Source organism: Prosthecobacter sp. (genome assembly GCF_046154365.1).
GTDB lineage: Bacteria > Verrucomicrobiota > Verrucomicrobiia > Verrucomicrobiales > Verrucomicrobiaceae > Prosthecobacter.
Genome location: NZ_JBJXFV010000006.1, coordinates 154,456 through 166,618 on the forward strand (window position 1 = coordinate 154,456; position 12,163 = coordinate 166,618).

The window sequence follows — 12,163 nt, forward strand, 5'->3', positions numbered from 1 at the left end:
CACGGACTTCACGCCTCCCCACGTTTACGAGCAGCCGTATCCGGCCTTCGACATCAACGCCATCGAAACGCCCGCCTATGTGGTGGATCTGGCGCTGCTGCGCAAAAACATGGAGAAACTCAGCCACGTGCAGACTGAGTCGGGTGCCAAGGTGTTGCTGGCTTTGAAGGGGTTTTCGATGTTCAGCGTGTTCCCACTGATGCGCGAGTATTTGAGCGGCTGTTGTGCCAGCGGACTAAACGAAGCGCTGTTGGCGCAAGAGTTTGGCAAAGAAGTGCATGTTTATGCGCCTGCGTTCAAGGAAGCGGAAATGCGTCAGATCATACCGATCTCGCACCACCTCAGCTTCAACTCGCTGGCGCAGTTTCGGCAGTTCAAACCGATGCTGGAGGCGGCGAAAGCCGCCGGTCATGCGCCCAGCCCGGGTATTCGCGTGAATCCTGAGCATTCTGAGGTTGAGGTGTCGCTCTACGACCCCTGTTCGCCGGGATGCAGGCTCGGCATCCGTGCCGATGCACTCGAAGGCGAGGATTTGAGCAGCATCGAGGGCCTGCATTTTCATGCGCTGTGCGAGCAGGACTCCGATGTCCTCGAACGCACCGTGGCCGCCGTTGAAGCGCGGTTTCCGCGACTGCTGGAACAGGTGCAGTGGGTGAACATGGGCGGCGGACATCACATCACGCGCAATGATTACGATGTGGAGCGTCTGGTGCGCGTGCTGCGCACCTTTCGCGAGAAGTGGGGCAAGGAAGTTTACATCGAGCCGGGTGAAGCGGCGGGTTTGAACACGGGTTATCTCATCGCGGAGGTGCAGGACATCGTGGGGGTCAGGAAATCCATGGTTGTCACTCAAAAAACTGGCGATAGTCTCTCCCATGACAAAGAAACTGCCCGTCCTTTCGCCTATCGAACTCCGGAAGATGCTCGAAGCGCAGCGCGCGCACTCTGCGGCAGCCTCCATGCTGCCCTTGGCAGACTTGATCATCCAGATGCGGCGCAACGGCTCCGCACCGAGACCGAATCCATACTTCAATGGGCAAAAGAGTATGGCTGGCTTGTCGCCGAAGATTCGGTCGTAACGCTGATCGAAAACCTCGAATCCTTTGAGGGCGGCTTTGAGCATGATGTCTTTGCCCATGAATCCGCTGGTCGGGCGCTGAAACTCACCCAGCCGCCCAACTTTGGAGGCCGCGGTGATGCGGCCGCCTACCTGGAGAACATGCTGGCCGGCGGCAGCATGTTCGGCCTGGATTGGAGGTTCGAAGGAGTCATCGAAACAATGAAGGGTGTCCGCCTGCTCAGTAGCCAGCCCTTCATTGTCGGCAGAAACGCCTCGGAGGAAGAAATCGCTGATTATTTCAAGCCGTTCGGCTTCAGCCGAAGCGGAACGAACAGATTTGCCAGCGCGGCAGGTCTCACCATCGCGGACGCACGTCCGGCCAACGTTTTTATTGACTCTTGCGGTCGTATTTTCCCGATCGACGTTCACATCCTCGGCATCACACTCGACGACATCCCCGAAGCGGTGGCGGCAGACACTCCAGGCTGTGACAGCGTCCTTCCGACCGCCATCCTCGACATCTCGGCCACAGCGCACATGCCGGACACGCTGGAGATGCCATATCGTCCGCACATTTTCGGCGCGGGCTTGCCGGGCGAATATCCACACGAATACAAGATGGGAGGCATGTCCTGTCTCGCGGGTGATGTGCTGCAGGGCTACTCGTTCCCGGAGCCGTTGCGCATCGGTCAGCGGCTAGTGTTCGCTGACATGGCGCATTATACGATGGTGAAGACGACGACGTTCAACGGCGTGCCGCATCCTGACATCGCGATCTATGATCCGGCGACAAAGGAATATCGCGTGGTGCGGCGGTTTGGTTACGAGGATTTCAAGAACAGGCTTTCTTGAGCGGGGTCAACGCGCATCCTGGACCATCTGTTCCATCCATTTGCCGAGCTGCGGCGGCTGGAAAGCGCGCATGCGTTCGAGGAGACGTGCGTGAGAGGATTCGACGAGCACACACTGCTCGTGCTCGGGTTTGAGGAAGCCGGTTTGGCACATGTGGTGGATGAAATCGACCAGGCCGTCGAAGAAGCCGCCGACGTTGAGCAGGCCAACGGGTTTGTCATGAAAACCGAGCTGCAGCCAGGTCAGCGTCTCGAACAATTCATCCAGCGTGCCGAAGCCTCCAGGCAGGGCGATGAAGCCGTCGCTGAGATCGACCATGAGCTGTTTGCGCTCGTGCATGGTGCCGACGACATGCAACTGGGTGACGCCGCCATGGCCGAGTTCCTTTGCCATGAGCGAGGCTGGAATGACGCCGATGACTTCGCCGCCTGCGGCAAGTGCGGCATCTGCCAGAGCGCCCATGAGGCCAACATTGCCGCCACCATAAACAATGCCGACGCCTTGACGTGCGAGATCATCGCCCAAAGCCAGCGTGGCCACCTTGTGGGCGGAATTAAGGCCGGGATTCGAGCCGCAATAGACGGCGATGCGCTTTAGTGTGTTCATGCAGGGAAGTGAGGGGAGCGAAAGCGCAGTCTGGCGGCTTTGAAAACCACAAACCTGCAAAAACATGTCATCGTGCTTGCGTTGAAGCTCCGATTTTCATTACCATCATCGCCATGACATCCACGCCTGCCACTTTGAGCCGCCGTTCATTTCTAGCCACCGCCGCCACGCTGACTGGTTGTTCGCTGCCGGGATTGAGCCGCGGCAATTGGATCGACGCGCATGTGCATGTGTGGACGCCCGACGTGCAGAAATACCCGCTGGCGCGTGGTTATGCCGTCAGCGACATGCGGCCGCCGAGCTTTACGCCGGAACAACTTTTTGCCCACTGCAAACCTGAAGGCGTGAACCGCATCGTGCTTATCCAGATGAGCTACTACCAGCAGGACAACCGCTACATGCTAGATGTGATGCGAACGCATCCAGGTGTTTTTAGCGGCGTGGCGATCGTGGACCAGCATGCGGAAGGACTCGCTGACACAATGCGCAATCTGGTGAAACAAGGTGTGCGGGGTTTCCGCATCAATGCCGGCAAAGAGAAGAACCTCTCTGAGTGGATCGGATCAGCGGGCATGGCGACGTTGTGGAGGACCGCTGCTGACCTCAAAGTGAGTGTCTGTCCGCTGATCAATCCCGACACGCTCCCGTTGATCGACAAAATGTGCGAATGGTATCCCGACACCAGCGTAGTGATCGACCATTTCGCGCGTCTTGGCATGGCGGGAGCGCCGAAAGCCGACGAGGTGAAAAATCTCCTGCGCCTCGCACGTCACGCAAAGACGCATGTCAAAGCATCCGCGTTCTATGCCTTGGGAGCCAAGAAAGCGCCGTATCTCGACATGGGGCCGCTGATTCGGCAGGTGAGAGACGTTTTTGGTCCACAACGCGTGATGTGGGCCAGCGACTGCCCGTTCCAAGTTGATCCAGGTCACAATTACCACAACTCCATCGCGCTGATCCGCGACCGTCTCGATTTCCTCAGCGAGCAGGACAAGGCGTGGATGCTACGCGGCACGGCGGACAAGGTGTTCTTCTCCTCGGCATCCGTTTGAAACCACAAAAAACCCCGTCAGGAACACTGACGGGGTCTTTGGAAGGGAGGTCGTGTGATTATGCTGCAGCTTCTGCCGCGCCTTTGTGACCGAGCTGTTTCACGGCGAGATTGAGCTGATCGTATTCAATCGGCTTTTTGATCACTGTGACCGGGCCGTGGGAGAGGATGCGGCTGAGGATTTCACTGTCGGGGTATCCTGTAATGACCACGATAGGCAGATCTGGATAAAGCCCCTTGAGCTGCGAATAAACTTCGTCACCTGGAATGTCCGGCAGTTTGAGGTCGAGGAAGACGAAATCGAATTTTTGCTTCTTCGCCATAGTGATGGCTTCCGCACCGGAACCGACCACAAGGCGGCCAAAACCGGCTTTTTTGAGGAACTGCTTGAACAGAGCCTGGAGGGCAGGGTCGTCATCGACCACCATGACGGTGGGCTGGCCAGCTTCCTCCTCTTTGCGCAGCACATCCCGGTCGAGCAGGCTGCGCTTGATGCGCCAGCGGCCACCGATTTGCACGGCAGGCAACTGCCCGCGCTGCACGAGATAGTAAACAGTGGGCAAGGGAATGCGGAGATACTCCGCAGTCTCTTTCACTGTCATGAGTTCGGGTGCTGCTGGATCGGCCATAAGGTTAGTGGAGTGAGTCTTGAAATCGGGCTTCAAAAATTGAAATTGAGTCGCGTTTGTTGGTTGCGAGTGATGCTAGTTTATAATTTCTATTATTACAAGGTGTTTTTCCGTGTTCAGGGAAATGAGAGGTTGGGGATAATTGATAGATTTGCGAATTATAGTCACAAATGCAAACCAAAAGTGAGTGGTGTTTGAAAAACTTCGGAAATCCTGAAGAGATTCATACAAATAGCCTCAAGCCAGAACATAGAGAATCAAACGTGCAGGATAGAGCCAGTGCACGCTATAATTCGCCTTCGTCATGGCAACTACGATGACTCTCTGCAATGCGAATGATGCTTTTGGAGTGCATAGGCTATGGAAGAGATGTGAGAGGCATCCGATTTGCCAAGACGCATCCCTTCATTTAGATGAAAAGTCCCATGTCTGATTCGATTCCCAACGTCCTCGCTGAACGCTACGCCACTGCCTCCATGCGCGCCCTCTGGTCGCCTGAGGGAAAAGTCAGACTGGAGCGGGATTACTGGATCGCCGTGCTCAAGGGACAGCGTGATCTGGGCATCGGCGTGCCGAATGGCGTGATCGAAGCATATGAGAAGGTCAAAGATCAGGTCAATGTGGCCTCCATCATGCAACGTGAGCGAGTCACCCGGCACGATGTGAAGGCTCGCATCGACGAATTCTGCGAACTCGCCGGTCACGAGCACCTGCACAAAGGCATGACCAGCCGCGACCTCACCGAGAACGTGGAGCAGCTCCAGGTATTCCGTTCTCTATTAGAGGTACGGGCCAAAAGCGTCGCTGCACTCGCCGGACTGGCCCGCCGTGCCGCCGAAACCCGCGACATCCCGCTCACTGCCCGCACGCACAACGTCGCCGCGCAAGTCACCACCCTCGGCAAGCGCATCGCCATGTTCGGCGAGGAATTGCTCATCGCATTCGGTGATTTGCAGGCACTGATCGCCAGTTACCCGGCTCGTGGCCTCAAAGGGGCCGTTGGCACTCGGCTGGATCAGATCACCCTCTTCAATGGCGACGCCACCAAGGCCAGCGAACTCGAAAATCGCATCCTGCATCACCTCGGCATGCCAGCTTCGCTCAACGCCGTCGGTCAGGTGTATCCGCGCAGCTTGGACTTGCAGGTCATCGCCTCCTTGGTGCAGGTCGCCAGCGGCCCGTCCAGCTTCTCCCGTACCTTGCGCCTCATGGCCGGACATGAGCTTGCCTCCGAAGGCTTTGCCAAAGGCCAGGTCGGCTCCTCCGCGATGCCGCACAAGATGAACAGCCGCTCCTGCGAGCGCATCAATGGTCTCCACGTCATCCTCAAGGGCTACCTCGCCATGGCCGCAGGTCTCGCTGGCGATCAGTGGAACGAAGGTGACGTTTCCTGCTCCGTCGTGCGCCGTGTCATGCTGCCGGACGCCTTCTTGGCCATGGACGGCCTGCTGGAGACGCTGCTCACCGTCCTCAACCAGATGGAAGTTTTTGAAGCCGTGGTTGAGCAGGAACTCATGCGCTATCTGCCCTTCCTGCTCACCACCACCGTCATGATGGAGGCGGTCAAAAAAGGCGCTGGCCGCGAAACTGCCCACGAAGCCATCAAGCATCACGCCGTCGCCGTCGCCCGTGATCTACGCACTGGCAAGGTTCGCGAAAACGACCTCCTTACCCGCCTTACGCAAGACCCCGGCCTCCACCTCACCGCCGACGACATGCAGCGTCTCGTCGCCGCAGGTAAAGCAAATGCGGGCGATGCCCCTCAGCAAGTCGATGCCTTCTGTGCTCGCGTGAACACCATCGCCGTCGAGTTCCCTCAAGCGGCGGCCTATCAGCCAGGCGTGATCTTGTAAGCCTACGAAGCTGCTTCGCCGGTTTTCGGCTCACGCACCACGCGATCCACGCTGTGTTTCGTGATGATGTTGCCCTGCGACTCGCGGCCTTTGATGGCGATGGAGTTGAGCGGGAACTTCAGCGTGAGATTACGCAGGTAGAGGGCCGGTTTGAGGTGGATGACGAGGTTCTGTGCGTTGGACTCATCTTCGGTCTCGTGGCGGATGAAGTAGAGCACGGCGGAGCCGGGTGAGCCTTTGGTGAGGGCGTATTCTTTGTCGCGGGTGACACCGCCGACGCGAAAACGCTTCGCCATGAGGCTGCCCTGGCGGCCATCGCGATAGATCATGGTGTAAACAGCCTCATCGTCCTTCTTGAATAGGCTGATGTAGTGCGGGTTCTTGCCGACGAAGAACTTCGCCGCCGCTTTCGTGACGCTCATGGTGCCGTCCTTGGTGAAGAAGATCACGTCGTCGAGCGGCGAGCATTTGCAGACGGGATCGCCTTCGCGCTTGAGGCTGGTGCCGGCGAAACCGTCCTTGGCGTTAAGGTAAAGCGTCTCGCCCTGGATGATGACCTCGGCGGCGGCGACACGGTCGAAACCGCTGATGACGGTGCGGCGCTCGCGGCCTGCGCCGTAGGTTTTCTTCAGCTCTTCAAAGTGCCGGATGGTGTACTTGGTGAGACCCTTGAGGAACTTCTCCGCCTGTTCGATCTCTTCCTCCAGTTCACGGATGTGTTCGTTCGCTTCGAAGCTGTTGAACTTCGAGATGCGCTTGATTTTGATCTCGGTCAAACGCGCTACGTCGTCGTTGGTGACCTCGCGTTTGAGCACGCTGAGGTGGGGTTTCAGGCCTTTCCAGATGGCTTCCATGACGGCCTCCCAGGTTTCGGCTTCTTCGATGCGGCGGTAGATGCGGTTCTCGATGAAAATCTTCTCCAGCGAGCTGAAATGCCATTTCTCATTCAGTTCGCCGAGCAGGATTCCAAGTTCCTCGCCGAGGATTTTTTTGGTGTTCTCCGCGCTGGCCTTCAACAGGTCGTTCACGTTCATGAAACGCGGTTTGTCGTCTTGAATGACGACCGCGTTTGGTGAGAGAGAAATTTCGCAGTCGGTGAAGGCATACAATGCCTGGATGGTCTGTTCGGTGTCGGTGCCGGCGGGCAGTTGCACGGCGATCTCGACCTTGTCGGAGGTGTTGTCGTCCACATGCGCGATCTTAATTTTGCCCTTCTCGTTGGCGGCGACGATGCTGTCCATCACGCTGCCCGTGGTGGTGCCGTAGGGGATCTCGGTGATGACGAGCAGGTTTTTCTTCGCGCCTTCCTCGATCTTGGCCCGCACGCGGATGCGACCGCCGCGCATGCCACCGTTGTAGTCGGTGGCGTCCATGATGCCGCCGCTGATGAAGTCAGGTAGCAGATTGAATTCCTCGCCACGCAACGCGGCGATGCTCGCATCGCACAGTTCGATGAAATTATGCGGCAGAATGCGGCAGGAGAGGCCGACGGCGATACCTTCGACGCCCTGTGCGAGCAGCAGCGGGAATTTCACCGGCAGCGTGACCGGCTCCTTGTTGCGGCCGTCATACGAGGCGGCCCATTCGGTGACTTTCGGGCTGAACACGACATCCAGCGCGAATTTGGACAGCCGCGCTTCGATGTAGCGCGGTGCGGCGGCGTTGTCGCCCGTGAGCGTGTTGCCCCAGTTGCCCTGGGTGTCGATCAGCAGGTCTTTTTGACCGAGTTGCACCATTGCGTCGCCAATGGAGGCATCACCATGCGGATGATACTTCATCGTGTTACCGACGACGTTGGCGACCTTGTTGTAACGGCCATCTTCCAGCTCATCCATGCTGTGCAAGATGCGACGATGCACCGGCTTCAGGCCGTCGTTGATGTGCGGCACGGCACGCTCGAGGATGACGTAACTGGCGTAGTCGAGGAACCAGTCGCTGTAGAGCGTGTCCACCGGCTTGTGCTCCACCGGGGCGGCGGAGGGCAGAATGGGAGAGAAGGCTTCTTCGGATTTTTTGGAGGACTTTTTGGCCACGGCGGGAGAAAAACGGAATGAGGTCGAACAGGGAACGAATCGAAACGTTCTATTAGGAACTCAATCGGGTCTGCGCAAACCGAAAATCCGGCCTCAGCATGGATCATGTCCCGCCGGAGACGACGATGCGGAAGAAGTGCCTGGTTTGTCCGGTGGGCATCGGCACGCTGACGACCTGATGGATGCCGTCATCGGCCAAAACGTCGGGTGTAGTGCTTGCGGGCGTCCAAGTCGTCAAATCGGGGCTGAATTCGACAGTGTAGGTCAATCCTGCGGTGAGGTAGTCTTTGCGTCGGACAAAGATCGCGTTGGTCACGGATGCCACTGGCTCGCCGGTCGTGATGACATTGACGGAGTAGGTCAACGAGCCGCGTCTGGCACTGGCGGGCTGCATGCCGAAAGCGAATTCGAGGAGGTTCGGGATGCCGTCGAGGTCGGGATCGCCAATAGGGGTCACATCGGTCAGGCCAAAGCTTTGCGCCCAGGCTACGAGTGGTGTCGGGCCGTTGGCGACGGTGGTGAGGCCGGTGCCGGAGAAATAGGCGTCCGAGGTGTTGGCGGCGGCTGAGACGGTGCTGCCGTGGGTGCCAGCAGGCTGCTGAATGCCGCCTAGAAGCAGCATGGAGCAGTTGATGTTCGTGGTGAGAGTGGCACGGAAGCCGGCGGCAAGCTCGACGCGGCCAAAGCTGGCACCGCCGTTGCCTGTCCAGGCACCGCCGCTGCCGCTGAAGCGCAACGTGCCGCCGCTGGTGTAACTGCCACCCGCGTTGACGCTGATGCCACGGGTAATAACGAGTCCTGCGGACTGCGAGTTGATGAGGTCCCCGTTGATGACCGGTGTGGAGTTGATCTGAAGCGTTTTGCCGTTCGTGTTGAGTGTGGCACCGCTGTTGAGGGTGAGGGCGTTGAAGGTGACGGGCTGCGTGCTGGCGGCGCTGAGAGTGAGGGAGCCAGAGACAGTGACCGCGCTGCCCAAGCTGACGCCAGCATCATCACGCAAGGTCGTGGTGCCGGTGAAATTGGCGCTGCCGGTGCCGGTGTAGCTGGAACCGGCGTTGAAGGTCACATTGCCGCCGAAGTTCATGGTGGCGGCGGAGTTCGTGACAAGGGCACCGGCATTCACGGTGAAGGTGCCAGATGTGGTGAATGTGGCACCGCCCGTGTTGCTGAGGCTGCCGGTGATGCTGGCGGCTCCCGTGACGGTGGCGACATGGGCGCTGGAGTTCGTGACATTGCCCGCTGTGATGGTTAGCGAGCTAAAAAGCGTCGTAGCACTGCCTGCGAGAGTGAGTGTGCCGCTCATGCTCTTGGTGACCGCTCCGAGGTTGGTGCCGACGTTGTCGGTGAGGCTTCCCGTGCCGGTGAAGAGGAGCGATCCGGCTCCCGCATTGTAGGTACCGCTCTGCGTCATGCCGGAAGTGATGCTGATCTGCTTCGCCGCCGCGTTGCTGAGCGTGGCGCTGCCATTGATTGTGAGCGAGCCGAGCGCGAGGTCGCTGGCGCTGCCTGTGAATGAGACAGACGTGGCTGTGATCCCCGTGCCGATGACCAGTGCTCCAGCGATGATGTTGCCAGGATTGGCGAGTGTGATGACCTTGGCCCCTGCGGTGTTGAACCGCACGGCGTTGGAACCGGTTTGATTCATCTGAATGACACCCGCGCCCGTCGCGGTGAGGTTCCCGCCGATGTCGAGCCTGCCAGATCCGCCTGTGATGGCAGCCGTCGCCGCGCTGCTCCAGGTGACATTACCTGTGACGTTCAACGTCCGTCCAGCGAGCACCACCGCGCTCGCCGTGCCGCCTTGCACATTCAGCGCCGAACAACGCACATCGCCTGCGAGCGTGACATTGGCACCTGCGGTGAGATTCACCGTGCCGAAGTCCTCAAAGCCGGTGCTGTCGGACCAAGTGCCTGTTGTGTTGAAATTCAGCGTGCCGCCGCCGGGCTGGTAGTCGCCTCCATCTCCGACGATGCCACCGCAGTTCAATACGGAGCCGGGGGCGTTGTAAAGGCTGCCGCCGCTGATCACCGGCGCACCTGCCACGTTGAGCGTCTTGCCGTTCATATCCAGCATGCCCGCGAGGATGCTCAGCCCGCCGAGGTTCAGCGCCGCGCCGCTGCCCGCCAGCACCAGCGGGGCCGCGCCCTGTTTTACGAGGGTGCCGGCCACCGCGTTGCCCGCGTTCACGAGCGTGAGCGTGCGGCTGACTCCTGTGCTGTAGGTCACGGTGCCCGCGCCAGTGATGTTCACCACGCCGCCGCCGGACGTCGTCAGATTGCCCAGCAGCACGAGATTGCCGCCTCCGAGCGCGATGGATGCCGTCGCGCTCGACCAGACGACATCGCCGGTAATTGTCAGCGTCTTGCCATTCAGATCGAGCACCGCCGCGCCAGTCGCGGAAAGCTCCAGCGACGACGCGGTGGTCGAGGCCGCCTGCATCACCACACTGCCATCGTAGTCGCCGGTGAGGCGGATTGCCTCCAGCGAGCTTGTTTGCGTGCCCGCCGACGGCCCGCCCGTACCGCTGGCATCGAAGACAATGCTGTTACCGCTCACAGGCTGGCCTGGACTCCAGCGGGCATTGTCATCCCACGCGCTGCCGCCGCCTAGCCAGGTGCGCACGGTGTTCACCGTCATCGTGAGTGTTGTCGTGTCGCTGTCGCTCTTTGCCCCGCCCGAGCCGGTGTTGCCGTTGTCACTGATGGCCGACGTGAGCGTGACGTTGCCAGTGGCGTTGAGCGCGGTGATGAAAGTCACGCGGCTCGCGGCGATGAAGGCGTTGAGGCTCGTGATGGTGCCAGCAAGCGTCAGCGAGCCCGTGCCCGAGCCGCTCACGGTGACGCCGCTGCCGGAGGTCGCGCTTAACGTGCCCGAGCCGACGGTGAAGACCGCGCCCACCGTGCCACTGCCAGCATCCACATCGCCAAACGAAATGCCCGTGAGCGCGCCTGCCGCATCTACAGTCATGGCGATGCTCGCGGGCACCGTGGCCACCGGCGAGTCATTCGCGGCGGTCACACTTAGGCTCCTCGTGCCCGCACCAGGGCTCAGGCTGCTGTCTCTCACCACGAAGCGGACCGTGCGCGTCGAGGTGCCGGGGGTGTCGGAGCTGTTCATGTAGGTGACTGCACGCAACGCCTGCTGCCATTGCGCGATGGTGGCGTGGGGGAAGGGTGAAGTCAGCTCGAGCACACCCATGACCGGGTCGTAGCTGCCGGTGATGTCACCCATGGTCGAGCCGTCATTGGTGAACGCGAGCACGTCCTGCCCGGACTGGAAGTTCGCCGCGATGGAAACCGTGGCGCTCGCGAACCTAGTGCTGTCCTGGTCCGTGACCGTGATGGTGCCAGCCACAACCACAGGAGTGGACGCCGCATCCGCGCCCTCCGTGAAAGCGGTCGTGCCGCCCAAAACCGTGACCACGGGACTGCCCCCGTTGTCGGTGAAGGTGATGGTGAAGGCCTGCGCCGCTGTGGTGAGCGCGGCGGTGCCGTTGATCGTGTTGTCATCCGTGAGCGTGACGAAGACCGTCACGATGCCCAAGTTGCCGTTAGGCGTGAAGGTGAGCGTGCCGGTGCTGGACACGGCGGGCGGTGTGGTGAAGAGGGCATTGTTGTCGTTGGTCACGTTGAACGTGAGCGACTGCGTCACCGGGCTGTCGCCATCATCAATGCCCGTCGCCCAGTTGCTTTGACTCACCACCTCGTTCACGGGGTATTCCAGGCCGAGGTAGATGTATCTGTCCACGCCCTTCGTGAAGCTGGGCATATGGTTCACCAGATTGACCGTCACCGTGAAAGTGGAAGTCGCCGCATTTCCCGCCGCATCCGTCGCCGTGATCGTCACCGTCGTCACACCGGCGGCAAATAGCGTGCCGCTGGCCTGTGAGTAGCTGATCGTCGGCACCAGGCCGGAATCATCCGTCGCACTCGCCGCATCATAAGTCAGCACCGGGTGCGTCGCCGGAATGATGTAGATTAAAGCGAAGAAGCAGACGGCTGGGAGTGCTGTTGCCAGAAGTGGTTCCAGCGTGAGGGCGTCAGGTAAAGCGCACGCAAAGAGATCAGCGCATCGCTCG

6 protein-coding genes and 1 pseudogene are annotated in these 12,163 nt (G+C 59.9%); 3 read left to right on the forward strand and 4 right to left on the reverse strand.

Going from position 1 to position 12,163, the window contains the following annotated elements; all coding sequences use genetic code 11:
- Positions 1–1,564 precede the first annotated feature (1,564 nt).
- Positions 1,565–1,912 (forward strand): annotated as a pseudogene (locus ACKVY0_RS00870) (carboxynorspermidine decarboxylase); the annotation flags it as partial.
- Positions 1,913–1,918: 6 nt separating this feature from the next.
- Here the strand turns inward: ACKVY0_RS00870 and ACKVY0_RS00875 are convergent.
- Positions 1,919–2,518, reverse strand: coding sequence for a TIGR00730 family Rossman fold protein (locus ACKVY0_RS00875; RefSeq protein ID WP_409212888.1), 600 nt, complete (start codon positions 2,516–2,518; stop codon positions 1,919–1,921).
- Between the two features lie 113 nt (positions 2,519–2,631).
- On the opposite strand from ACKVY0_RS00875, the gene ACKVY0_RS00880 reads away from it, so the two are divergent.
- The gene (locus ACKVY0_RS00880; protein WP_409212889.1) at positions 2,632–3,570 is read left to right on the forward strand and encodes an amidohydrolase family protein; all 939 of its coding nucleotides are present in this window, start codon (positions 2,632–2,634) and stop codon (positions 3,568–3,570) included.
- 58 nt (positions 3,571–3,628) lie between these two features.
- On the opposite strand, the gene ACKVY0_RS00885 is transcribed toward ACKVY0_RS00880, so the two are convergent.
- On the reverse strand, positions 3,629–4,198 hold the full coding sequence (locus ACKVY0_RS00885) for a response regulator (protein ID WP_409212890.1): 570 nt from the start codon (positions 4,196–4,198) through the stop codon (positions 3,629–3,631).
- A 425-nt stretch (positions 4,199–4,623) separates the two neighbouring features.
- On the opposite strand from ACKVY0_RS00885, the gene purB reads away from it, so the two are divergent.
- Entirely contained in the window at positions 4,624–6,051 is a 1,428-nt protein-coding gene (purB, locus tag ACKVY0_RS00890; protein ID WP_409212891.1) for an adenylosuccinate lyase, read from the forward strand.
- A gap of 2 nt (positions 6,052–6,053) precedes the next feature.
- On the opposite strand, the gene ACKVY0_RS00895 is transcribed toward purB, so the two are convergent.
- Together ACKVY0_RS00895 and ACKVY0_RS00900 are read right to left on the reverse strand one after the other, a co-directional pair.
- On the reverse strand, positions 6,054–8,084 hold the full coding sequence (locus tag ACKVY0_RS00895; protein WP_409212892.1) for a DNA gyrase/topoisomerase IV subunit A: 2,031 nt from the start codon (positions 8,082–8,084) through the stop codon (positions 6,054–6,056).
- Positions 8,085–8,187: 103 nt separating this feature from the next.
- Positions 8,188–12,036 carry a beta strand repeat-containing protein gene (locus ACKVY0_RS00900; RefSeq protein WP_409212893.1) on the reverse strand — a complete coding sequence of 1,283 codons (3,849 nt, stop codon included), beginning with the start codon at positions 12,034–12,036 and terminating at the stop codon, positions 8,188–8,190.
- Positions 12,037–12,163 lie beyond the last annotated feature (127 nt).